We start from the raw sequence: 24576 nt of genomic DNA on the forward strand, positions 1-24576 counted from the left end.
ATTTTTCTTCTGCGATCTCTTCTAAAATTTCATTGTAGATATCACTTTCACGTATAAAGTAATGAACTTCCCTCTCCTCATAGAGATGGTCGATATTTTCTTTTACATATGCTTCTGCAATCTGTTCAGAAATGTCTTCACAACTCTTTTCAGAAGGATTTATACGAAAGATTTGGATGGCATCATCTCCCTCATCAACAATGCTTAGAATTTGGCTTGCATCAAGTGGTCCAGACTCTGCAATGTTTTGATCATCATCGTAGGTAACTAATAAAATTTCATTAGAATTTATGAGAATTGGCTTTTCCATAATTTCCCCTCCCTAACGCCTAATAGCGATTGTTTGTGTTAATTTATGGATACTAATGTAGCGTATTTAGGAACTTATGTCAATATAAATGTAACGATTTTAGAAACTTTTTTATATAAATATAAAAAAATCACTTAAAAAATTAAAGCTGTAATCACTAAAAAAGAGGGGGATATGCTTAGAATAGCTAGAGCTTTAATAATACAATTTTATTGGGTTTAAATATTCTAAAATCTTGGTGGTTTTATCCAGTCTATAGGTGCCGCCCAAACTAATGCAATATCTTTTATTTCTGGATATAATCTATTTAAACTCTCTAAATTAAATAGACCAGGTTTACTACCTTGTTTTATTATTTTGACAAAACAGCGTCCATCTTGCGTATAGACAATTGCTTTTTTATTAAGAAGTAAACTTGGAGAAATGTTTTCTGAATAAAATAAAATAGATTTATCCTCAATAAAAGGTTCCATTGAGTCGCCCTCAACTTTTACCGCATATGTATCTTTTGTAATGTATGGGGGGATTTCTACTTCTTCAAGCCAACCGTCTTCGTAGGGGATAATTTCTGAACCTGCTCCTACATAACCCATTAAAGGTATAGTTTTTTTTCGTGGAAGAGGATATTTTGTGATTTCTTCAATTGCCATACCCTCTTGCACACTTATTCCTCGTTCACCCGTTAGCATTTTATTGACGGCAGAGCGATAGATAGAACGCTGCATCTTCTCACTTAGTTGTCTAGCAAGCGATGATTGAGACAATCCAGATTCTTGTAAGGCTTCACTTAGCCAAATTTTCATAATGTTATTCATGGTTTTCATTATATCTTTATTAGAAAAAAAATCTTTTGTGGTTTTCGTTACATTATCCATTGATTTTGTACCTAAATAAGCTACAATGCGAATTATGAAACAATTTTATGAAATAATAAATCTATTAGGTGGGGTTCGTAGGGTATCTCAGTTGCTTGGGGTTCATAGAACACGCGTGTACGTCTGGCTCCGTCCTGTATCAAAAGGTGGAACTGGTGGGAGAATTCCGACAAAACATATCCCAATTCTTTTAAATGAAGCCAAAAGAATTGGAGCACCGATTAAGGCAGAAGATTTTTTCTCGTTTTTTTATGGGGGGCAATCATATGAGACTATATCATCTCAAGCATCTGCTTTCACACCTGCTCCTACAGATAATAACGAACACCAGCAGCACAATTTTTAAAAGCTTAATCACTATGCATGTCATCATGGCGTGCAGATAAATACGCAACAGCCTTAAGGGGGGATTATGATCACGCATGCACAAACCATTCTCTGTCTTGATCTAGGTATCAAGACTGGCTGGGCTATATGCGGTGCTGATGGTCACATCACAAGCGATACAGAACATTTTCAATCACGCCGTTTTGAAGGCGGTGGTATGCGTTATCTGCGCTTTAAGAAGTGGCTTTCTGAACTAAAGAGATCTGTTAATGAAATTGACGCGGTATATTTTGAAGAAGTACGCCGGCATGTGGGGACTGATGCAGCGCATGTTTACGGTGGCTTTCTAGCAACTTTAACGGCTTGGTGTGAACATCATCAGATACCGTACGAAGGCATTCCAGTTGGTACAATTAAGAAAGCGACAACAGGGAAGGGTAATGCTTCAAAAGAAGAAATGATTAAAGCGGTGTGTGCAAAAGGGCATACGCCTAAAGATGACAACGAAGCAGATGCTTTGGCAATTTTATATTTAAAGAAAGAAGGGGGTGCGCATGTCTAATACAATGCCATGGATAAGATTCCATTTGTATGACTGGATAAGTGGTACAAATGGAATGACATCTGAACAACGGGGGGTTTATATAACCCTTCTTGTTTGCATGTATGAAAAAAAAGAACCACTTAAAACAGATTTTCAAACGCTTGCACGTGTTTGTCATTGTTCGCAGAAAAAATTTGCAGCGATTGTCGAATATCTCATAAGGAATGATAAACTTATTGAGACAGATAGTGGGTTGTGGAATACGCGCGTTGAAGAAGAGCTAAAAGGTTTTTCGGATAAAAAAGACCACATATCACAAGTTCGTAGTGAAGCTGGTAAAAAAGGTGCGCAAGCAAAAAACGCAATAAAACAACATGTTAACAATTTTGCTGAAGCAAATGACAAGCAAAACGTTTTTTTTGCTGAAGCAAACGTTAAGCAAAATCAAGCTATAAAGAATAAGAATAATATATATAAAAAAACTAAAACTATCGTTTTAGCAAAAAAAGAAATTAATTCTGAAAATTTAGAAACAAACGATTTGGTTGAAGAGCCAACAGAGGTTGATACCCTCCAAAGCCAATCAGAACAAAACGCAACATCATCAGAAACCCAACCTCCCCTTCACGAGCAAGAAAACGTTCCGAAAAAAGCCAAGCAGGTTAACACTGATCGAGGTTGTCGATTGCCTGCGGATTTTGAACCCGATTACGATTTTGCACTTGCAGAGGGCTTGCCTCCAGAGCGTATCAAAATCGAGATCGCAAAGTTTCGAGATTTTTGGAAAGCCAAAGCAGGCAAGGACGCACGCAAAACCGATTGGAAAGCAACATGGCGTAACTGGATACGCAAGGCGATTGATGATTTAGAAAAAACAAAAAACACAAACAATAATGGTGGAAACAATGGAAACTTTTCAAAAGATCAAAAAACTCGTGGTGGTACCGGAGAGGCAATCCGTAACCTTATCCGTGACGCAGGATTTAGTGAATCCGCTTCAAAACATTGCACAACAGATGGCGCAATACGTCACAAGGGAGTATCCATGGACCTTGATCAGTGGCGTGAAATTGACACCAGCTCTAGAGGAACAAGCTTTCACAACTTATCAGACAGTTCAAAACTTACTTACCTTGAAAGCGTCTGTTGAAGACATTGCAGAGGCTCTTGATGTGCTTGAAGGTGGTTTGACAATGCAAAAAGTTTCCAATGCACAAGCACGTGCAAAGGCTTATATCGCTGCTCTTAACGGCATTTCACTCTGGGCTTTGTTGCAGGCTGTTAAAAATCTTATACGTGGAGAAGCCAAAGGCATGTCAACAACCTTTGTCCCTTCATGTGCTGATCTTGCGAACTATTGTCGTGATTTGGAAAGCAGGCTTTTGGGAGTTTCTGAGAAAGTTTTTATAGCCATTGAAAATACTCGCAACAAGGCATTGGGTGGTAAACGTATTTCATTCACGAGGATAGGCAAGCCCGATGAAGAGCGTCATAACAGGGACAGTTCAAAAGCAGCTTGAAACAGCAAAATAGTGAAAAGTGCTGATCGTTTTGGGAATAGATATTCTTTTAAATCGACAAAAAGGTACCTTGCAAAGCGATTTAAAGATTTTATGATGAAAGTAACATCTGTAATATAAAACGCTCTGTACAGTCAAATTTGAGTCAAATAACCCTATTGGCAAATTTAAGGATTAAGACATGCAAATTTTACAACATCTCTTCTCTTCTTAACACAACGTAAACAGCCCATGCAAAAAAAGTTTGTGGCAACAGCTGTTGGTTATGTACCATGGGGAGATGGAGCAGCAGAGTATTTTTACAACCTCTACGAATATGAAGATGGCAGGAGAGAGTGTGAAAAATTTGATGGCGGTCAGTATTACACCATACCAAAGAATGCGGATTTCAGTACCAAGGCACAAGTAAAAGCATGGGTTTATGGTGGCAACTTACCTAAAAGCGTTCTCAATTACGAACCGCTCATTGATGAGATCAACAAGAAAATCAAAAAATTATCAAAAGCCATTTGATGTATTTTAAGCGAAAAATCGGTCAAGCCAAGTCTTAATTGCTAAGGAGGCTTACTTGCTCTAAAGACGAAATATCCGGTATGGGATTATTATGCCGTGCTTGCCACAGATCATGTTTTTGTTGTAATTTAAGCCAAAATTCCGCATCATTTAAACCAGCCTTTTCTAAGCGTAAAGCAAGGTTAATACTAATTGCAGCATGACAGTTTAAAACACGTGATAAAGTTAAACGTGCAACACCAAGATGATTTGCAGCCTCTGTTACTGTTAAGCCTAATTCATCAAGCAATTCTTCTTTCAAAATACCACCAGGGTGTGGGGGATTGTACATCATGATAACACCTCAAAAATTAATGGTAGTCTTGATAATCAACAAGTTCAACATCTGTTCCGATAAAGCGAAAAGTAACACGCCAATTTGCATTAACACGCATTGACCAATAGCCTTTTAAATCGCCTGTAAGCTCATGGAGACGATAGGATCTAATCGTCATTTGTTCAGGAGCAGATATCGTATCTAAAATTACCAAAATGTTAGCTAGTTTTTTAGCATGTGCAGGTTGTATTCCTTTACAAATTCCTTTTTCGAAAAATAACTTCAACCCTTTATGCTTAAAACTAACGATTGCCATAATATTACCCTTTGCTACTTGATACGATACACCATACACTTATGTCAATCGATTATTTATTAATTTGTTATGTGAAACATAATGTTATATGTTAATAAAAAATAATATCCTTTTGAAATATTTGAAAAAATAAACAAATTATGATAGGATTTTACGTATATAAAATGCAAATCAAATGGAACTCACAAACATGTTGAATAAAGTGATTTTAATTGGCTATTTAGGGGATGACCCCGAAAGCAAAACAATGAATTCTGGTGCTGAAATAGTCAATTTTCGGTTGGCTACTTCTGAGAGCTATACAGATAAAAATACCCATCAAAAAGTAGAGAAAACAGAATGGCATTCCGTGGTGGTTTTTAATCCACATTTGGCAAAAATTGCGCTTCAATATTTACATAAAGGTTCAAAAGTTTATGTAGAAGGCAAATTACAAACCCGTAAATGGCAAGATAAAAATGGTATTGACCGCTTCACAACAGAGATTGTCTTGCCACAATATAAAGGTGAATTGCAGTTGCTTGATGCAAAAAAAGAGCAATCCACTCCTTCATCTGTCACTTCTCAAAGTTATGCTATCGCTTCAGGTGCTCAAGATTATAGCGCATCTCTTAATGACAGCATACCATTTTGATTTAAATAGCAAAAAGAAAAAATGTGAGTTTCCATAGATGAGGGGATGTATGAGAAAGAAAGATGCTGACATTTCACAAGTGAAAGTACGTCAAGATCCTGTTAATCAATTGGCAATTGAAATGCGTGCAAAGCGCTTCTGCTTGACCATAGAAGAGGCTAAAAATCCGCTTGCTGGGACTTATATTGGGCGGTTATGTTTACAAGGGGTGCTTACTCAAGATCAGTATGATGCTGCGCAAAAATATCTTGAAGTAAAAAATGACTATTCGTGTGCAAAAGGTTTGCCAAGCGCTGTGTATGATGAAATACCATCATCTTCTGATGAGACAGCAAGAGAAAAATGGGTTGAATTTGCAACAGAACAGTTTTCTAATATGCAAGAGGTGATAAAAGAAACACAACATCTCTATAGACAGTATAATCTTTATGCAGCAATACAATATATTGTTGTCGAAGACCAAACATTACCACATCTTGTGAATTCATTGCGGGTCGCTCTTAACGCGCTTCATAAATATTTTGACAGAAAAACTAAATGGTAAATGTTTTATTGTTCTTTTTCCATAAAAGCATGAAAACCTCTTGAAGAATATGTATTAGAATGTTATATTTTTATATAATATTAAAGGGAGTGTTTTATGCACACAACAAAATTACGTAAAGTTGGAGGGTCAGTTATGCTCTCTATCCCGCCTGCATTGCTTGATGTTCTTCATCTTTCTGAAAATACCCAAGTGGGGTTGGCTATTGATAATGGACAATTGGTTGTGAAACCACAGATATCACCAAATTACACTCTTGAAGAATTGTTAGCCCAATGTAATCCTTCAGATGATTTAGCAGATGAGGATGTGGAATGGTTTGATGCTAAGCCTGTTGGCAGAGAGCTCTTGTAATGAAGCGGGGGGAAATCTGGTTTGTGTCGCTTGATCCAACTTCGGGTTATGAACAAAAAGGGACGCGTCCTGTACTGATTGTATCACCAGAAGCGTTTAATCGTGTAACGAAAACACCCATTGTCTTACCTATTACAAGCGGAGGAAATTTTGCTAGAACAGCAGGTTTTGCTGTCTCATTAATGGGAGTAGGATTGCATACAACAGGTGTGATACGTTGTGACCAGCCACGTGCTCTTGATATTGGAGCGCGTCAGGGTAAGAAAATGGAAACAGTTCCCCCCATGGTTATGAACGAGGTTCTTGCTAAGCTCGCAACATTTCTCACGTAGTTTTTTTGCGGCATGGCGTGAAACGTTTTTCTGTACAATACGTTGTTTTTGTATTACAGTGAATACAAATATGAGGATTGCGTTATGACAATATCTATTCGTTTGCCAAGTGATCTTGAAACACGTTTGAATAATTTGGCTTCTAAGACAGGACGTACAAAGTCTTTTTATTTGCGTGAGATTATTGAACGTGGAATAGAGGAAGCAGAGGATTATTATTTAGCTTCACAAGTAAGAGAGCGCGTTCGAAGGGGAGAGGCTACTTTTTATAGCTCTGAAGAGGTGAGGAAAGAGCTTGGCTTGGACGATTAGATATGAAAAACTAAGAAAAAATTTGCATAAATGTTTTTTAGAAAAATTTACAACTGCTTAGATATCATAACAGATACTGTATCAAGTGTCCGTAAGATCTGTCGAAATTAAAATATTTATTTTTAAAAATCGCCTCTCGCATTTGAATATTAAACTGTCTGCTTTCTTCGTTGAAAGCCTCTTTCAATGTTTTCATTTTTTCAGCACTGAAGATTATATTTAGCTTCTCTTGTCCTATAAGTGTATTCCAATAGCTTAACCTATCATAGCATTGATTTAATTCTTTCTATTGCTCCTAGTTGATAAGCTCTCTCAAATGTTGGAATATCTTCAGAATTTTGTAGATTATCTTTTTCTTTATACTCATTTAGTCGCCATTTCACCTCGTCGGCAGAGCAATCCTCATCTAAAGCAATATATCCTTCTGTAACAGCTTCAAGAAGACTCTTATAATAAATAAACTTTTTTCTTGCTGCTTTATAAATATCGGAAATGTTATTTAACAACACTAGAAGTTCCTTTTTACAAATTAAAAGGGATTCGTACTTAGGGACCAGATGGTATGGGAATTCTAGTATCTCTTCTATCTCTTCATATTCTGTATTTTTAGATATATTACGCCAGTAGATTTTCATAGATGTTAGCTCTTTATATACTCCTTTAGATTTGTCTTCTTGTTGTTGTTCATACAGAGACGCGATCATATCATCAACTACATATAGCCACCAATGCAACAACAACATTGTAGGCTTATGACATGTTTTTTCTGTAAGTGGATCTATGAACTTTTCAACAACTATCCCATTTTTTTTCATTAATCGCATTGCTTTTAGATAAGTTTTCTTAAAAATAGGGTGGGTGTGCATCATTAAAGCGTTGATTTTTTCGTTGTACTCAGGAGTAAGCTCTGTTTCTAGAGCTTTCTCATAGAGAAACAATATTTCTTTATATTCTTGAGTACAGATATCTTTTATGATGGGATGGTGGTGTTTACAATCTTCATCTATCATCATTGGATGTTTTATTCTTAGTATATCCCTTTCCCACAGCCTAATTTCTGTATTCCATTGCTTAATCCATTTTCGCGATATTTCTTGAGCCTTCTTTAAAAGACTTATATCCGATTTCGTAATTTGTTCTTTGTATACTTCTATTTCTCGATCTTTCTGTTCCTGAAGTAACTCGAATTGTTCTTCATAGTCATTCATTCTTAAATAGCCCCTAAAAGACAGCAAAGTTGCTATTATTAATATTCCTCCTATGACTATGATTATTACCATTATTCCCCCCACTTTTTGCTAATCAATAATTTAGTGCTTCCGTATAATTGATTCGTTGAGATGACACAATTGTGAGTGGTTGGTTGTTAAAGACACTAGATTTAGGTGAAAAAATAAAAAATATACAATATCGTGATTTTTTTGTTGACATGGCGTGAATAATGGTGTTTTATAATGGCGCTGTACTGGTCGAATTGCGTCCAAAATTACAGTAAAGGTATAGCCTTTCTTATAAGTTTATATGATTGTTCAGAGCCCTGCTTTTGCGGGGTTTTTTATTGTTTTGTTTACAAAAAGAAACACACATGAAAACCACTGAAAAACTTGCAAAAAGAACGCCCCCAAAGGCAGGTCAAGGGCGGGTAAAAGGCGTGCCAAATAAAACGACACGTATTTTGAAAGAAGCAGTGCTTAAGGCAGCAGAGCGCGCTGGTAAGAAATATGGTGATGATGGTTTGATCTCTTATCTCGAAAAACAGGCAATCAAATGCCCCGCTGCTTATTTGGCATTGTTGGGGAAGATTTTGCCTTTGCAAGTGACAGGAGAAGATGGGGGAGCGATTAAGATGATAACGCGTGTAGAAATCGCGCCTTTGAGTGAATGACGACACGACAGATTAATATTGTTCCAAAGCTTATACCGATTTTTTCAGGGGATGCTTTGGTCAGAGCGGCTTGGGGTGGACGAGGGTCTGGAAAGACAAGGTCCTTTGCTTTGATGGCTGCTTTAAAGGGCTATCAATTTGGTATGGGAGGGATATCGGGGACTATCCTTTGTGCACGTCAGTTTCAAAATTCGCTAGCAGAAAGTTCATTGGAGGAGATTAAACGCGCCATTGAAGCGCATGACTTTTTAAAGGACTATTATAAAGTTGGAGAGGCTTCGATTAAGTCAAATGATGGTCGTATAGCTTTTCAGTTTTGTGGACTAGACCGTAATATCGCCAGTATTAAATCGATGGGGCGCATTTTGCTGTGTTGGGTTGATGAGGCAGAGCCAGTCACAGAAACGGCTTGGCAGACGCTTATACCAACATTGCGTGAAGAAGGAGAGGGATGGCGGGCAGAGTTATGGGTGACATGGAATCCGTTACGAGATAATGCACCGGTTGAGAAGCGCTTTCGCTTTTCAGATAATGAAGCCATTAAGCGTGTTGAGATCAATTGGTCCGATAATCCGAAGTTTCCTAAGATCTTGAATGAAACGCGGCTTGATGATTTGAGATACCGCCCCGAGACCTATAAGCATATCTGGGAGGGGGCTTATCTTACAGCGGTTCAAGGCGCTTACTTTCAAAAAGAGATGTTGGCAGCCGAGCAGGAGGGGCGGATAGGGCGTGTTGCTCGTGACCCCTTGATGCAAATACGTGCTTTTTGGGACATTGGGGGAACAGGAGCCAAGGCAGATGCAACAGCGATATGGATAGCACAGTTTGTGGGGCGAGAAATAAGAGTGCTTGATTATTACGAAGCACAGGGACAGCCTTTATCGGAGCATATCGGCTGGTTGCGTCAAAATGGTTATGAGAAGGCACTGATGGTTCTCCCCCATGATGGTGCAACCAGAGATCGTGTGCACAATGTGAGTTTTGAGAGTGCCTTGAATGATGCGGGTTTTGAAACGCAGGTCATTCCTAATCAAGGAGCAGGTGCTGTTAAGATGCGTATAGAGGCGGTGCGGCGTATTTTACCGTCTGTTTGGTTCAATGAAGAGATGACGGTAGCAGGGCGCAAAGCACTGAATTGGTATCACGAGAAATGGGATGAGAAGCGGGGGATTGGTTTGGGGGCAGAGCATGATTGGTCGAGCCATGGGGCAGATGCCTTTGGTTTAATGTGCATTGTTTATGAAGCACCAAGCATTAAACCGCAACAAGAACGTTATCGCACTATGGAAAGAGAAGCGGCATCATGGATGGCATTCTAAGTCATAACTCTAAACAAACGACAGATTTTGATGAATATGAACTCTATAGGCGCTTAAAATCTTGGTATGTTGAAGATATTGAACACGTTAATGAATGGCGTGAACAGGCGCGTGAAGATTTTGATTTTTATAATGGTCGCCAATGGGCGGAAGAAGATCTTGCGGTTTTGAAGACACAACGCCGTCCTGTCATGACTTTTAACCGCATTGCACCCCTTGTGAATGCAATTGTTGGGGCAGAGCGTAATAATAAGCGCGAAGTACAGTTTCAACCACGGCAAGTAGGAGCAGCAATACCCAATGAATTGCTTACTGGAGCAGCAGAATGGTTTCGTGATGAGGCGGAGGCGGAATATGCCGATTCCGATGCTTTCAGGATATGGTTATTTGCGGTATGGGCTGGACAGATACACGGCTTGATTATGAAACAAATCCTGAAGGAACCCCCGCTGTTCAACGTTTAGATCCCTTAAAAATGGTTTGGGATGCCAATGCTGTAAGACCAAATCTCATTGACGCACAGCGTCTGTGGTATGTTGATCGTAAACCCATTGAAGATGCAAAAAATCTTTTTCCTGATGTGGCAGTTGAAGATCTTCATGCCGATTGGGCAATTGATAGTACAACCGCTTGTGAGGAGTATCATGTATCACTTGATGCCTATCATGAGGATTCCAATACTGCTTCATCATCAGAGTCACTTTCTGGAAAACGGTATGTGACACTTGTGGAATGCCGTTGGTTTGAATACGAAGCTTATTTCAAGGCGCCTGATCTTCAAACGGGACAGATGCGTAGTTATAGCAAACAGGAGTTTGAACAGCTTCAAAGGGTAATGCCACAACTAAAAGGGGTGTGTTTTAATAAAAAAGTGGTGAGACGCGCTTTTCTAGGACGACGTCTTTTAGCAAAGCCCGATAAGCCATTAGCACCTGATGGGCAACTTGGGTGGGAGTGTATCACGGGCACGCTGGATAAGCTTAAAAACCAGTTTTACGGGATTGTTCGCCCCGCAAAAGATCCACAAAAATGGTCAAATAAATATTTTAGCCAAGTGATGTATATCCTTAATAGCCAGTCTAAGGGCGGCTTGATGGCAGAACGAGGCGCTTTCGATGATGATCGCCAAGCGTTAGAAAGCTGGGCGCGAACGGATACAATTACTTGGGTTAAAAATGGCGCGCTTACAGGAGGGAAAATTCAACCAAAGCCAAGTGCACAATTTCCCAATGGATTTTTCCAGCTGTTTAATGAATCGCGTGAAGCGATAACGCATGTAACAGGGTTATCGGCTGAGTTTATCGGCACAAGAGAGGTTAATCAAGCCAATGTGCTGGAAAATACACGCCGGCAATCAACGCTTAATTTGCTTGCGGGGCTGTTTGATAATCTTAAGCTTTATCGGTGCAGACAGGGAAAGATTATCCTTTATCTTATTCAAAATTATCTTTCTGATGGGCGTTTGGTGCGTATTTCTGGACCAGAAAATGCGCAGTATGTACCCTTAACACGTGAAGCTGTCACAACGCTTGAGTATGACATTATTGTTGATGATTCACCGACAAGCCCCAATGAAAAAGAGAAAACTTTTGCGGCAATTACGCAGATGTTGCCTTTGCTTGGTGGGTTCTTAACACCGGAGATGATTCCAGATCTTTTAAAGCTTTCCCCACTACCGGCAACATTGGTAGCAAATTTAACGGCAAAGGCGCAGCAAGCACAACAAGAACAACAGCAACAGCAGATGATGCAACAAAGCCAAGGGGCGCAATTAACGCCAGAGCAACAAGCAAAGATTGCTGTTTTACAGCAGGAAGCGCAAGCAAAGAACACACTCTATCAACTTGATGCACAGCAGAAACAAGCGGCATTGCAGCAGAAAAATATCGAACTTTTTTTAAAACAAGAACAAGCGCGGATGCAGCTTGAGTTGCAACAGGCAAAAAATGAGATAGCGCAGCGTGATTTAGAACGCAAAGCTTTACAGGCACAGTTGGAACACTATCGAGTTTTGACAAAAAATATAATAGCACATTGAAGGGACAGAATATGGAAGAAGAGTTTACACCTGAAGAACAAGCAATTTATGACGAACATTTTGCCAGTGATAATGCTGTTGAGTTGGTCGAGCCAGAGCAAGTTGAAGAGGTGTTTGAATCAGAGGAAAGTTCTGAACAGCTACCTGTAGAAGCTCTTCAGGAGCAGCCAAGTTCTGATACAATAGAATCTGATAAATTAGAGCAAGAGCGGCAAGCACGCCAAAAGGCAGAACAAAGCGCCATTGAAGCGCGTGAATTGGCTATTGAACTTGCGCAAAAATATGCCGCAATGCAAGAAGAAATCACGCGCCGCCGTGAGGAAAATGTTCCCTCCCTAGAAGACGACCCAAAAGCACATGTTGCATGGCTTAGTCATAAGGTACAGGAACAACAGAAATTGCTTGATGAGTTTTCTCATATGAGAGAGAGCCAAGAGCGCATGAGTCAAGAGGAATATGAACGCCAAAAGTTAGGGGATTATTTCGAGGAATCCAAAGCGCAGGTACAAGATAAATATCCAGATTTAGACAGTATCACGGACTATCTCTATGAAAGAGCAGACAATGTTCTACAAGCGCAAGCAAGCCTTTATCCGCAATGGAAAGACCCTGTAGCACGGCAACAGCAAATTGGTGCTGAATTGCGCCAAATATGCCAGCAGTGTCAGAAAGCCGGTATAAATCCAATTGAGGTGCTGGTGCAAAAAGCGAAAGCTTTTGGCTATAGTGGAGCACCAGTTAAGGACGAAGTGGGAGCCCTTCAAGAGCGCTCTCAAGCAGCGCGGACGCTTACAGCGCGCGGCGGGCAAGTTCCAACAGGTGGTATGGATGTGAGAACGCTTTTTTCCATGCCGGAAGCAGAATTTGCAGCATGGGTTGAGAAAAATCCCAAAAAATTTGAACAAATTATGAGCAGAGCATGAAGATGTGCGCAATGGCGCGACAGAGAGAACCCAAGTGATTGTTATTGTTTGGGGGAGCCGCAAGGCGAGTTTTAAAACCAAGAAAGGCATTGATTGAAATGGCAGTAACAGAAGTAAAGCTCAATGACCCATTAGCCGTTGGCGTTTGGGCTAAGATGCTAAACACAGAGACCTCAAAAGCGTTGCCCATTGCACCGCTGATGGGGGAGAGCAAAAACAGCATTATCCAAGTGTTGGATGTGCTAGGAAAATCCGCTGGTGACTCCGTTACGAGTGGATTACGCGTCCAACTTATGGGGGATGGCGTTAGCGAGGGACAAACGCTAGAAGGCAATGAAGAAGCCCTCCAATTTATGAATGAAAAGGTGCGCATCAACGAGCTTACTCATGCTGTGCGCATCAAATATGAAGGCTCTATTGATCAACAACGTGTTCCCTTTAATTTGCGTAAAGAAGCAAAAGATGGGTTGGTTGATTGGTATGCAGACCGTTTAAGTATGATGTTTTTCATTCAGGCAGCAGGCTATACAGCACCATGGATGCATTTTGAAGGGCGTACCATAACGCTTAAACCGGTGCATTATGGTTTTAACGCGCCATCAGAGCCAAGCAAATTGCGCCTTATTCGCCCAGCCAAGAAAAAAACAGATGAAGAGCTTACAAAAGAGGATGTTTTTACATTAGATCTTATAGATAAAGCTGTTGAACGCGCTAAATTGGCAAATCCACGCTTGCGTCCGGTTCGTGTTGATGGAAAATCGGCTTATGTGATGTATCTCCACCCAATACAGGTAACTCAATTGCGTACCAATACACAAAATGGTCAATGGTTAGACATTACCAAGGCAGCTTATGATGGCTCTGGAGCTAAGAACCCAATTTTTAATGGTTCTTTGGGGATGTATAACGGTGTCATTTTGCGTGAAGCTGAACATGTCCCCAATGGTGTTAATTCAAAGACAGGGGAGCCTGTTCCCTCTGTTCGTCGTGCTGTTTTGCTTGGTGCACAAAGTATCATCATGGCTTATGGGCGCGTTGGTAATGGTGCAACAGGAGGTGATGATAAAAAGGGTGGTACACGTTATAAAATTGTTGAAGAATTATTTGATTATCAACGGGAATTTGGTTTGGCTGCTAAAACCATTATCGGCATGAAAAAGTCACGCTATACCTTGCCTCATTCTGATCAAGGGGGACAGGATTTTGGCACGATTGTTATCCCTTCTTTTGCTGAAATCAGCTGACAATTTTAATTTCATGAAAGGATAACAATGATGGCAAAAACATCACCAAATACAACGGAACCTGTTGAAACCGTGGAAAGCGTTGAACCTGTTGAAACCGTGGAAAGCGTTGGCATGATAGATGAGGGATTGCCACCTGTTTTGCAAGGACGCAACAACTCTACGCAGCAGATTAGTTTTTTACGCTCGCGTGTTAAATGTACAGATCAAGGGTTGATAACGAAAATTGGCGTTCTACCCCGAGGGGCTTTTATCAAAAGTATTACAGCTTATACTATGGAGGATTTTGAAGATGTAGCAGCTACATTTGGAAAAGAGCCTCATGGCAATGATTATGGAGATGTGGGGCTTACGCAATCTACCAATGGCAATGTGTATATACCCATGGAGGAACGAGATGTTCCGCTAGAGGCTGAAAATGCGATTTATATGACACGAGACAAGAAAAGCACCACAGGTGATGCTGAGGTGATTGTTGAGTTTTACACTAATCGTTAAAGGCTAGGGGGCGTTTATTGCTTGCGTCCCCCTCCCACACAAGATGCCCCAAGACATTTGGAAGAGAATCATATGACGATAATAGTACAGACAGGTGGTCCGATTGGAGACAAACAGACCATTGTTTCTCATGACAAAAATTTTATCCAGATGTTAAGCGATATTCAGGATGAAATAGATGATCAAACAGATGAGTATGTTGATCAAGTACAAAGGGCGATATTTTCGGCTATTCGCTTTTGTGAACGATTGCCTTTTTATTTCAATGAAAGCCGTGAAATTGTTTTTACCACTCTAAAGGGGAAAAGCCGTTATGGTGCAGAGGCACATCCCTCTATAACAGGGGCTGTTCGCATTGTTGATGCTTATATTTATGAAGATAATCACAGCAAAGCAAAGCTTTTGCAGGTAGATCCGCTTGTTATTGAGAATCTTGAGAATGATTGTAACAATGGTATGCCTACACGCTATGCTTATTTTGAACAAAAGCTTATTTTGTATCCAACACCAGAGCGTATCTATTCTATCAGGCTTATTCTTGATCCTATCAGAATAAAAGATATTGAGAGTGCACAAGAAGCGTCCATATGGTTTTTGGAAGCTTATGAATTGATCAAAACGCGTGCAAAATATGAAATTTATACCAATATTATTAAAGAACCGCAGATGGCAGCGGCTGCTTTTGCTATGTTTCAAGAGCAACTCGATGCGCTGCAAATTGAAACATCACGGCGCAAGAATTTATTAAAAATTCAACACACGGATTTCTGATGACCTTTATCCCTATTGCTGAGTATAGACCAGATGTTGCATTTATTAATAGTGGTTATTCCAGTGAGATCGTGAACGTTTTGCCTGCACCAAATTCATATATTCCGTTTCCCATTGTGGCGCCGGTTTCAGATCCTTTTCCGGATGTGATTTTGGGAGTCTATGCTGTGCGCTCATTGGGTGGTGTGCGCATCATTGTGGGCGCACCAACAAAGCTTTATGAATATGACAACAGCACGCGCGGCTGGAAAGACATTAGCAAGCCTCACACACAATATCACGCCAATGAGACTGCGCTTTGGTCTTTTGCCTCCTTTGGGGACCATATCATTGCTGTTAATAGCAATGACCCACCACAAATGCTTTCGTTGAAAACAGATGAAAAGTTTTGTGATTTGAGTGGTAATCCGCCGCGTGCTGGACTTGTGCGTGTGTGGGGTGATTTTGTTTGCCTGATGCAACTAACAGATAAGCCAAACCGTGTTCAGTGGTCTGGTTTGAATGATGCAACACATTGGACGGTTGGGGAGAAAAGTTGCGATTATCAAGATTTTCCTGATGGTGAATACGTTCAAGGGTCTACGGAATCAACAAATCCACTTATTTTTATGCGCTCCGCCATTTATCATGCAACCTTTGTACCAGGCTCTAAAATTATATTCAGTTTTGCAAAAATAAAAGACAAAATAGGTGCGAAAAGCAGCACAGCAATTGCAAGCCGTGGAGACTGTACTTTCTTTGTCTCTGATGATGGTTTTTATCAAATCAACAGTACTGGTGAAATGCTCCCTATTGGCTTTGGCAAAGTCGATAAAACTATCTTCACACTTTACAATAACTTTGCCATTGATGAGATGAGGGCATGTATTGATCCGGTCTATTCTCGTGTTTATTTTTCTATCAATGATAACACTGAAGGGATGCATATTTATGTTTATGATTGGCTTTTGCAAATATGGAGTGTCATTAAGGGGCAGAACCTTCTCTTATTTCCCCTTTTTGCAGCCGGTTATACATTAGAAGGCTTAGACGAAGTACAAGAGAGCTTGAAAGATTTACCAGCTTCTCTTGATAGTAAAATGTGGCAAAATGGTGCGCCTGTTTTGGGAGCCTTTACGCCAGACAACACATTTGGTTTTTTTGCAGGTCCTCCGATGGAAGCAGTTATTGCTTCACAAATTGTGGGGGATACGGGCAGGCAAATCAACCTGATGAGTGAGGCTTTTGTTCAAGCGGATACAACAAAAGGTTTTTTAAGTGTTGGGGCGGCATTTATCATTGACAACAAGAACCAATTAAATTGGGCTAAAGAGCGTTATGCCGGCTATAATATTGGGATGTATAATATCCGCTCACGGGCGCGTTATCACGCCTTGCGTCTGAGAATACCAGAAGGCACGCCATGGACACATATAACAGGCTTTGATGTAACGCTCAAACCCGCGGGCATAAGATGAGTTTTAAGATCTATAATACAGAAAAATGGAGCGCTAAACAAATGGCGCCCTATTTTGAGAATGTCATAAAATCGATAGCTTACTTTAATCAAAAATTTCCTGATGATTATAATACAGAGACCATTTTAAACGATATTTTGAAGGGAGAAAAAGTTCTTTGGATTATCGTTGATGCGCATGAAAACTTTATGGCGCATGTCACAACACAGTTACAGGAACTCGTCACTGGAGCATTAAGGGCGGTTATTGTCACGCTTGGTGGAAAGGGAGGAGCGCCCTTAACGAAGCTTATCACTCAGATTGAAGCTTATTACAAGGAAAAAGGGGCAAAAGAGCTTGTCATCATAGGCAGGCGAGGGTGGGAAAAATCTCTTAAAACGCATGGATATCTCGTTAATCTTTTAGAATATAGAAAGCAGCTTTAATATGGGAAAAAGTTCTAAACCAATCCAGAATACCCAAAACACGACGCAAACAAATGAACCCCCTGCATGGGCAAAAGGTATTTTTGAACACGCCGCTCAAGATGCCATGACTTTTTATAATCAAGGTAGCGGAAAATCCGTTTATGACGGGCAGCGAGTTGCGGGTTTAAGTGATCAAACAAAGAATGCGATTAATGGGCTTAGCAATAATACGCATAACTATGATAATAATTATTTAAATGGATTAGCTACAGGGCAAAATTCAACAAGCCAAAACTTAAAAAACATGGCTTCAGGGCAACAAATAGGCAATAACCCTTACTTTGATGAAGCGCTTCAAAACACATTAAATAAAGCAACAAATTCTATTAATAGTTCATTGGCAGGTGCTGGGCGTTATGGTTCTGGGGCGCATACAGGGGTTCTTGCTAACGAATTGGGGGGCATAGCAACACAAGCTTTATCACAGCAATATAACCAAGATGTCAACAACATGATGAATGCCAATGGTCTCATTGACCAAGCAAACCAAAATCAGTTGGCGGGCGCCAATAACTTCTTTCAAGGTCAAGGTCAGGCAAATCTTAATGCGTTGACGGGAGGGAGTGTGCTTGATGCCAATCATCAACGGCAATTGGATGAAGAGCGGCAAAAATGGGAGCAGCAGAACAATCTTGATTGGGACCAGTTAAGTAAGTTGCTCGCAGCTGGTGGGGCTGTTGCTGGAAATTATGGAACGCGAACAGGACAAATGACGACATTGACTCCGCAGCCAAAACCTAATCCGTGGGAGATTGTTGGAAATGTTGGAACTATCCTTGGTACTTTTGCTGGGCTTAGCGACTTCAGAGCGAAAGAAAATATCGTGCAAGTGGGGCAGCGAGATGGATACAAACTCTATGAATATAATTACAAAGGATACCCAGAGCGCTATCGCGGGGTGATGGCACAAGATGTTTTGAAGTTAAAGCCTGAAGCTGTTTTCTTGCATAAGGCGACAGGCTTTTTGCATGTGGATTATAGCAAGCTTGGCTTTGAGATAGAAAGGGTGCAGTGATGGAACAAGAAAACACAAATTCTCTTTTAAAGTTGTTTGATCCAAAATTTTTGCGTCCCTTGATGTATCAGGTCATGCCTCAATTGCCAAAGCATTTGTTCCAACAACTCTCTACCCCTCCAAGCGCGCCGTTGGAAGGACGATACAAGCCAAGTTTTTTAGAACGTGCTGCTTTTAGCACAAACCCTTTTGATGCGAGCAATGGGGCTGATACTCCACAAAAATTGAGTCCTACAGAGCTTATTCGCGGCTCTCAAGCAGGAGGAGGAGACGTTGGGAAAAAAACGCCAGCAGAATTGATTATGTCTACGGATGATTTAAAACGCCAAATGCCTCCCTTGCCGGATGTTTCAAAGGATACTGTTAAGATAAAGGATACTGTTAAGATACAAGAGGCACCAGAGCAACAAAAACATGACTTCTCAGAGCAGGGAGGCGTTACATCAATGATCCCTCAATCTCCACTTGTTGGGAACATTGATCAGTCTAGTGGGGATGAAGCTGGGCGACAGCAAAAAGATGTGATGGATTATATTACAGAGATCAACAACAGATCTATGGCAGAGAATCCGCAGGAGAGCAGCCCTATCAATGAAGAAAAACTTTCTCATATGCCTATTCAAGAAGAAGAACATTTAAAAGCAAATGCTAAGCCCGAACAGGCAACCGATTATGTAAACGCAGTTGGAAATTTTATTCATAAAGATGCAGACCCAAGTAGCTTATGGGAGCGTTTTAGAAAATCAGAATTTTCCGAGCATTTAATGGATTTTTTTGCAGGGTTAGCATCAGGAAAAACACCGCAAGAAAGTTTTTCAAATGCGGCGCTTGTTATGCGGCAGGGCAATAATGTACGTGCTCAAAATAGACCAATTTTTGAGTTTTTACGCTCTAAAGGATATAGTGATAAAGACGCACAAGCACTCATGCAATATCCAGATCTTGCCATGAAAGTTATAGGCAACACGTTAAGCCCGCAAGAAGGCTATAGAACGTTGACAGCGGCAGAAAAGGCAGAGCAGGGATTGCCTGAGGATATGGCTTTCCAAGTCTCAACAAGCACAGGGAAAATTATATCTGTCCAAGGGGGACAGCGTTCCACTGCTTCTGGATTAGGAGGGAATACTGATGGCATGCTATCAAAGCCTGAAGCAGGTTATATGTATATTAAGGATAAAAATGCACTTGGTGGCATACGTGCGGTGCCAATTGCAGGCAGTGGTGCAGAACATAAATTAATTCAAGAACAGAAGGAGGAGGAGCGTAAAAACCAACAAACACAAATGCAAATTCTGGAAACAGCAGACAGGTCAAATCGTATACTCTCGGCATCTAAAGAATTGCTAAAAATTGTTGAGGAACACCCGCATGTTGTTGGTTTCACGGGTTCTATAGAGTCATTCATACCTGGTTTTAAGGCAAAAGATTTTGGGCATATGCTTGATTCATTAAAGGCGAATATTGGGATTGATGCCTTGAGAAAAGCAAAAGCATTTTCACCAAATGGCGCATCTGGCTTTGGGAACTTGTCTAATATGGAATTGCAAACCTTGCAAAACTCTGTAGCGGCACTGTATCAAAACCTTTCCGCAGAGCAAATGAAGAAATCTTTAAAAACAGTTATTGACACTTTCAATAAATCCAATGCAGCAACCCGCGCAATTCTTTTTGGTGGTGCAGATGCAACAAGCGAGCTCGTTCGAGCCGCCTATGGGGAAGATGCTTATAAAGGAAATAAGAGGAATCATGCACAGTCAAATGATCCACTAGAAAAACAGATAGAAGCATTACCGGAAGGTGTATTGTTTATTGATAGTGACGGGCGCATTAAGGAGAAACAAACCAATGGCTGAAGTAATTCCTCCTCTTATTAATCGTAAAAACACAAGAGTCATTGGGCATATAAGTGACTATACACCAGAACAACTTCAAGAGCTTTTCGCGAAGAATAAGGAAAGGCTAAGGGGTTCTTTTGCAGAAAATAATGCGATCACAGCAGAAGATGATCCACATCCAAGTGCAGCGGGTGCTTTTGGATGGGGTGCTCTTCATGGGTTAACCCTAGGCTATGATGATGAAGCAGCAGGGTTGGCATCAGCACTTTGGGAGGGGTTGTGGAATGGAACAGATGAGGCAGTCAAAAAATATAATGAAGTAACAAAGCGATGGCGTGATTATCAAAGAGCGGCGAACCGAGATCATTTTTATTTATCTCTTGCTGGGAATTTAACAGGTGCTGCGGCACCCATAATTGCTTCTGCGCTCTTTCCTCCTGCGGGAGGGGCTGCTGCTGCGGCGGCGGCTCGTGCGGCAATTGGGGCTGATGTTGTCTTGGGAAGCAGAGCGGGTGTTGCAGGAGCACAAATAACCAGTAAAGCTTTAGCAGCAGGAGAAAGGGCTTTACAATCTGCTCTAGCAGGGGGGGCAGAACGAACAGCGGCAAAGGCGGCAGGTGAAGCAGCAATGAAAGTCGCTGCAAGCAAAGAGGCGGCAAAATTTAGCTTGGGGCGTGCGGTAAAAACTGGAGCCATTTATGGAGGGATAGCAGGCAGTGGTGAGGGTGAGGGGCTTGGAGATACTTTAGTGTCTGCTGGATTTGGTGCAGGGTTAGGTGCTGCAACGCCATTTGTTGCAAGTGGGGTATCCAAAGTAACACCTTTTGCGACAAGATCACTTAAAAAAACGCCTGCTATTGTGAAAAAAACACCTGAGGCTCTCAAAAACACAGTTGGAAAATTGTTTGGTAAAACTGAACCAGTAACACAAGGTGTAGAAAAAGAGGCATTTCAGATAAGCGATAGAGCGCTTAGGGATGTAAGCCAAACTTTAGGGGATGAAGGTGTTGATAAGCTTGAGAGAGCATTAAAACAGCGTGGTCCTGATTCAATGATTATTGATCTTCATGATGGTCTTGCTACGAGAGCTTTTAAGGCGGCAAAAAAAGATCACGATACCTATTCACTCATAAGTAATCGTTTGAATGAAAGACAATATGCCAGTGATAAGCGAGTAAGTGATGCCTTGACAGAGGTGTTGGGTCCAAAGGTCGATACGCTCAATTTAAAAGAAGAAATTATTAAGCAAGCACAGAAAAAGGCTGAACCATTTTATGAGAGGGCAAAAGCTTCTCCCATTTCAAATGCTGTTCGTGAAGATTTATCGCGCTTGCAAGAAACCCCCGCATTCCAAAAAGCATACAAAAAAGCAATTGCACAAATGCCAAATGAAGCGGATGCAACAGTTATAGGGAGCAATGGATATCCAAAGCTGAATATGCGAATTTTACATAAGATGAAAGAGGTTTTGGATGATCAAATTAATTCTGCACGTATCAAAGGAAAATGGGGATATGCTCGAGATTTGACTGATTTCAAACAACGCATTCTGGACATTTTGGATACGTCATCTCCAGATTATGCGAAGGCACGGAAAATTTATTATGACGAGCGTACTATCGGTGATGCCCTCGAGCAAGGAGAGCAAGCACTGAAGAAGAGCGTTAATCTTGATACAATCAACAGCCAACTTTCAGATTTGGGGTTAATGGAAAAAGAGGCTTTTCAAAAAGGTGTACGGTCACAAATAGAAACTGCGGCAGGCAATGCACAGAATTTTGAACACAGTCTTTTGAGTTTGTTTGACACAAAAAATGGTCAAGAAAAATTGCAGCGTATTTTTGGTGAGGATAAAGCTAAGCAACTTATGAAAATGTTGCGACCGGAAGTGGAAAGAACAAAGCTTTTTGCACGATTGCCAAACCATATAGGTGAAGTGGAAGAGAGGGGGGCACAACAGACTATGGGTATAGGAAAGATTGCTTTCATCAAGGCAGTTGTAAAAAATTTCTTAGAGAAATTTGGACGCAAATTCTCAAGCGTCCATAAAGATACTGAGAGAGATATTGCAGCGCTTATAACAGCGCGGGAAAAAGGAGACTTTGGGTTAGCAAGAGAAAAAGCCGTTGAATTAATTAAGAAGTTTCATGAAGCAGAAAAGAAACGCTTAATAACCAAAGAAGACCACACAAAATTCTTCAATTTTATTGGCATTCTTTTGAATAGCAGTGCTGATAGAACGGTTATAAACTAATGATCAATTTTCATCCCAATGTAAAGCGTGCTATCTCACAGGCAGCACAAAAATATGGTTTGCCAGAAAGCTTTCTTGAACGTGTTGCTATGATAGAAAGTAATGGTAATCCAAATGCAAGAAATAAGAACAGCAGTGCGGGAGGGCTGTATCAATTTCTCGATTCAACAGCAAAACACTATCAACTCAATAACAAGTTTGATCCCTTTCAAGCAACCGATGCTATGGCACGGTTAACGAAGGATAATACGCGTTATTTAGCAACAGCATTAGGCAGAAAGCCATCAGAGGCAGAGCTTTATCTTGCACATCAACAAGGACCAGCAGGGGCAGTAAAACTTATAAAAAATCCACATATTCCAGCAAGCCAGCTTTTAGGTCGACAGGCAGTCACACTCAATGGTGGCGATATGGAAGCTACAGCAGGGGATTTTATGAATCATGTTTATGGGCTTTACAATAAAACGGGAGATGCTTTGAAGAGAACGATACAGCAAAACCAAAGCAATGGACAAGCAGCACCAAACGAGATGGGTCCTTTGCGTGGGTTTGAGAGGCTTCAAAAGACACTTCAAGGTAATCAGGTGGGTCAAGGTGATCAAGGGGGCAACCAATTAATGGCATATGACACGCCATTTCCAAACAGAATGATGGCACCTGAAAGCAGAGACAATTTAACAGGACAGGTTATGGAAACCACACCATTACAAGCACAAGGTATTGATGCAGGTGCTCTTAAAAAGGGCTTTTCCGGCTTGCTTCATTTAATGAGAGAGAATGGAGAACGACAAAAACAGCAGGCACAGATGGTACAGCAACAAATGTTGCAGCAACCAGTCATGGCGGGTTTCTCACAATCGACTGGGCGCCCGACAGATTTAACACCTCTCATTGATCCCTCTAGGCGGCAATCTGTTGGTTCCTATGGGCGGCAAAAAGAAGAGCAATTGCGCCAAGAGCTATTAAGAAGAACGGGGGCTTATCATGTCTGATATTTATGACTGGTCACTCACAGCTGATCAAAATGCCAATTCCGATAGTATCATTAATTGGGCAGAAGGGCAGCCGCCTAGTTCTGTTAATGATAGTGCGCGGGTCATGATGCAGCGTATACGTGAATATCTTGCCGATAATGGTGGTTCTCTTGACTCAAAGTTTATTGTGAATGCAAAGGAACAAACAACATCAATTACGTTGACGACGGTGTCGCCAATAGCAAAATATAAAAACGATATCATTATCCGCTTTAAGGCGCGTGGTATAAATATTGGTACAACAACAATAAACATGAATAGTATGGGAGCAAAGCCACTCTATAAAGCTACCAATACGGGGATAGTGCCATTGATAGGCGGTGAGTTACAAAAAGGGGGTATTTATGAAATTGTCTATAATGATGGCGCATCAACAAAAGATCTTGATGGCTGGTATCTTTTAAATCCTACCCCCATTCCACCACCAAAGGTCGAAACCTTTCCTTGCGGGTTTATTGCGACCTTTGCTATGCAAGAAGTGCCAAACGGTTGGCTTTTATGTGATGGTGCTACATATGAACGCAAAGATTATCCGCAATTATTCAAGGCGATAGGGGATAAATGGGGAAAAGACAGCAATACAACCTTTAAAGTTCCAGATTTTAGAGGAGTGTTTTTGCGCGGCTTTGACAATGGTCGCGGTTTAGACAGAAGTAGAAAATTTGCCGATATACAGCAAGATAGCCTTAAATCGCATACACATGCTTGTAGTGTTGAATCGGCGGGGCAGCACGCACATGAGTTTCAGTATGCTGGAGTTGGATGGAGCGCCAATGATATTGGCAGAAGGAACCCCAGTTATCACTATCAAACCCTTACAGGGATAACACAACCTGCTGGAGTGCATACGCATAAGGTAACACTTTCTTCAACGGGCGAGGCAGAAACGCGCCCTGTTAATACTACGGTTGTTTATGCCATAAAATCATAAGGTTT

The 24576-nt window shown here is 40.9% G+C and carries 27 protein-coding genes and 2 pseudogenes; 24 read left to right on the forward strand and 5 right to left on the reverse strand.

The window, feature by feature from the left end:
- A partial coding sequence (locus PVV69_RS06635) for a hypothetical protein (protein WP_273756925.1) occupies nt 1-310 on the reverse strand: 310 nt, incomplete at its 3' end.
- A 227-nt stretch (nt 311-537) separates the two neighbouring features.
- Nucleotides 538-1185, reverse strand: a complete 648-nt coding sequence (locus PVV69_RS06640) for a S24 family peptidase (protein ID WP_273721941.1) — start codon at nt 1183-1185, stop codon at nt 538-540.
- Nucleotides 1186-1300: 115 nt separating this feature from the next.
- Here PVV69_RS06640 and PVV69_RS06645 point away from each other — a divergent pair, with 115 nt between their 5' ends.
- From PVV69_RS06645 to PVV69_RS06665, 5 genes are all read left to right on the forward strand, one after another.
- On the forward strand, nt 1301-1531 hold the full coding sequence (locus PVV69_RS06645; RefSeq protein WP_273756926.1) for a hypothetical protein: 231 nt from the start codon (nt 1301-1303) through the stop codon (nt 1529-1531).
- Between the two features lie 66 nt (nt 1532-1597).
- Entirely contained in the window at nt 1598-2074 is a 477-nt protein-coding gene (locus tag PVV69_RS06650) for a crossover junction endodeoxyribonuclease RuvC (RefSeq protein ID WP_273756928.1), read from the forward strand.
- The gene (locus tag PVV69_RS06655) at nt 2067-3206 is read left to right on the forward strand and encodes a YdaU family protein (protein ID WP_273756929.1); all 1140 of its coding nucleotides are present in this window, start codon (nt 2067-2069) and stop codon (nt 3204-3206) included. Before PVV69_RS06650 ends, PVV69_RS06655 begins: the two co-directional genes overlap by 8 nt.
- Nucleotides 3190-3576, forward strand: coding sequence for a hypothetical protein (locus PVV69_RS06660; RefSeq protein ID WP_273721896.1), 387 nt, complete (start codon nt 3190-3192; stop codon nt 3574-3576). Before PVV69_RS06655 ends, PVV69_RS06660 begins: the two co-directional genes overlap by 17 nt.
- 231 nt (nt 3577-3807) lie before the next feature.
- Nucleotides 3808-4089 carry a hypothetical protein gene (locus PVV69_RS06665; RefSeq protein ID WP_273756930.1) on the forward strand — a complete coding sequence of 94 codons (282 nt, stop codon included), beginning with the start codon at nt 3808-3810 and terminating at the stop codon, nt 4087-4089.
- Nucleotides 4090-4123: 34 nt separating this feature from the next.
- Here PVV69_RS06665 and PVV69_RS06670 read toward each other — a convergent pair whose 3' ends face one another.
- Both PVV69_RS06670 and PVV69_RS06675 read right to left on the reverse strand, forming a co-directional pair.
- Nucleotides 4124-4423, reverse strand: coding sequence for a HigA family addiction module antitoxin (locus tag PVV69_RS06670; RefSeq protein WP_273719272.1), 300 nt, complete (start codon nt 4421-4423; stop codon nt 4124-4126).
- A 16-nt stretch (nt 4424-4439) separates the two neighbouring features.
- Nucleotides 4440-4721: a type II toxin-antitoxin system RelE/ParE family toxin gene (locus tag PVV69_RS06675; RefSeq protein WP_273719271.1), complete on the reverse strand. Its 282-nt coding sequence runs from the start codon at nt 4719-4721 to the stop codon at nt 4440-4442.
- A gap of 190 nt (nt 4722-4911) precedes the next feature.
- Between PVV69_RS06675 and ssb the strand changes: the two genes are divergently transcribed.
- From ssb to PVV69_RS06700, 5 genes are all read left to right on the forward strand, one after another.
- A complete protein-coding gene (gene ssb / locus PVV69_RS06680; RefSeq protein WP_273754512.1) occupies nt 4912-5355 on the forward strand; it encodes a single-stranded DNA-binding protein in 444 nt (147 codons plus the stop codon).
- A 49-nt stretch (nt 5356-5404) separates the two neighbouring features.
- Nucleotides 5405-5899, forward strand: a complete 495-nt coding sequence (locus PVV69_RS06685) for a hypothetical protein (RefSeq protein ID WP_273756931.1) — start codon at nt 5405-5407, stop codon at nt 5897-5899.
- A gap of 96 nt (nt 5900-5995) precedes the next feature.
- A complete protein-coding gene (locus PVV69_RS06690; RefSeq protein WP_273756932.1) occupies nt 5996-6253 on the forward strand; it encodes an AbrB/MazE/SpoVT family DNA-binding domain-containing protein in 258 nt (85 codons plus the stop codon).
- Nucleotides 6253-6585, forward strand: coding sequence for a type II toxin-antitoxin system PemK/MazF family toxin (locus PVV69_RS06695; protein WP_273756933.1), 333 nt, complete (start codon nt 6253-6255; stop codon nt 6583-6585). Before PVV69_RS06690 ends, PVV69_RS06695 begins: the two co-directional genes overlap by 1 nt.
- A gap of 84 nt (nt 6586-6669) precedes the next feature.
- Nucleotides 6670-6897 carry a DUF6290 family protein gene (locus PVV69_RS06700; protein ID WP_273722081.1) on the forward strand — a complete coding sequence of 76 codons (228 nt, stop codon included), beginning with the start codon at nt 6670-6672 and terminating at the stop codon, nt 6895-6897.
- A 263-nt stretch (nt 6898-7160) separates the two neighbouring features.
- On the opposite strand, the gene PVV69_RS06705 is transcribed toward PVV69_RS06700, so the two are convergent.
- Entirely contained in the window at nt 7161-8105 is a 945-nt protein-coding gene (locus PVV69_RS06705) for a hypothetical protein (protein ID WP_273756934.1), read from the reverse strand.
- A 377-nt stretch (nt 8106-8482) separates the two neighbouring features.
- Here PVV69_RS06705 and PVV69_RS06710 point away from each other — a divergent pair.
- The 14 genes and pseudogenes from PVV69_RS06710 (at nt 8483) to PVV69_RS06775 (ending at nt 24571) form a co-directional block, all read left to right on the forward strand.
- Nucleotides 8483-8798 (forward strand): annotated as a pseudogene (locus PVV69_RS06710) (hypothetical protein).
- A complete protein-coding gene (locus tag PVV69_RS06715; protein ID WP_273756935.1) occupies nt 8779-10104 on the forward strand; it encodes a PBSX family phage terminase large subunit in 1326 nt (441 codons plus the stop codon). Before PVV69_RS06710 ends, PVV69_RS06715 begins: the two are co-directional and overlap by 20 nt.
- Nucleotides 10089-12142: pseudogene (locus tag PVV69_RS06720) on the forward strand (portal protein). Before PVV69_RS06715 ends, PVV69_RS06720 begins: the two are co-directional and overlap by 16 nt.
- Nucleotides 12143-12153: 11 nt before the next feature.
- Nucleotides 12154-13065, forward strand: coding sequence for a hypothetical protein (locus PVV69_RS06725; protein WP_273721845.1), 912 nt, complete (start codon nt 12154-12156; stop codon nt 13063-13065).
- Between the two features lie 98 nt (nt 13066-13163).
- Entirely contained in the window at nt 13164-14309 is a 1146-nt protein-coding gene (locus PVV69_RS06730) for a N4-gp56 family major capsid protein (RefSeq protein WP_273756936.1), read from the forward strand.
- A 30-nt stretch (nt 14310-14339) separates the two neighbouring features.
- Nucleotides 14340-14807 (forward strand): hypothetical protein, encoded by a 468-nt coding sequence (locus PVV69_RS06735; protein ID WP_273756937.1) that lies wholly within the window; start codon nt 14340-14342, stop codon nt 14805-14807.
- Nucleotides 14808-14879: 72 nt separating this feature from the next.
- Nucleotides 14880-15578 (forward strand): hypothetical protein, encoded by a 699-nt coding sequence (locus PVV69_RS06740; protein WP_273754502.1) that lies wholly within the window; start codon nt 14880-14882, stop codon nt 15576-15578.
- On the forward strand, nt 15578-17035 hold the full coding sequence (locus tag PVV69_RS06745; RefSeq protein WP_273754500.1) for a hypothetical protein: 1458 nt from the start codon (nt 15578-15580) through the stop codon (nt 17033-17035). The genes PVV69_RS06740 and PVV69_RS06745 overlap by 1 nt, the downstream gene beginning before the upstream one ends.
- 41 nt (nt 17036-17076) lie before the next feature.
- A complete protein-coding gene (locus PVV69_RS06750) occupies nt 17077-17460 on the forward strand; it encodes a hypothetical protein (protein ID WP_273754499.1) in 384 nt (127 codons plus the stop codon).
- Nucleotide 17461: 1 nt separating this feature from the next.
- A complete protein-coding gene (locus tag PVV69_RS06755) occupies nt 17462-18517 on the forward strand; it encodes a tail fiber domain-containing protein (RefSeq protein WP_273754497.1) in 1056 nt (351 codons plus the stop codon).
- Nucleotides 18517-20370, forward strand: a complete 1854-nt coding sequence (locus tag PVV69_RS06760) for a hypothetical protein (RefSeq protein WP_273756939.1) — start codon at nt 18517-18519, stop codon at nt 20368-20370. Before PVV69_RS06755 ends, PVV69_RS06760 begins: the two co-directional genes overlap by 1 nt.
- The gene (locus tag PVV69_RS06765; protein ID WP_273756940.1) at nt 20363-22606 is read left to right on the forward strand and encodes a hypothetical protein; all 2244 of its coding nucleotides are present in this window, start codon (nt 20363-20365) and stop codon (nt 22604-22606) included. Before PVV69_RS06760 ends, PVV69_RS06765 begins: the two co-directional genes overlap by 8 nt.
- Nucleotides 22606-23598 carry a transglycosylase SLT domain-containing protein gene (locus tag PVV69_RS06770; protein ID WP_273756941.1) on the forward strand — a complete coding sequence of 331 codons (993 nt, stop codon included), beginning with the start codon at nt 22606-22608 and terminating at the stop codon, nt 23596-23598. The genes PVV69_RS06765 and PVV69_RS06770 overlap by 1 nt, the downstream gene beginning before the upstream one ends.
- Nucleotides 23591-24571 (forward strand): phage tail protein, encoded by a 981-nt coding sequence (locus PVV69_RS06775; protein WP_273756942.1) that lies wholly within the window; start codon nt 23591-23593, stop codon nt 24569-24571. Before PVV69_RS06770 ends, PVV69_RS06775 begins: the two co-directional genes overlap by 8 nt.
- Nucleotides 24572-24576: the final 5 nt, after the last annotated feature.

This window comes from Bartonella sp. MM73XJBT (assembly GCF_028618465.1).
GTDB lineage: Bacteria > Pseudomonadota > Alphaproteobacteria > Rhizobiales > Rhizobiaceae > Bartonella.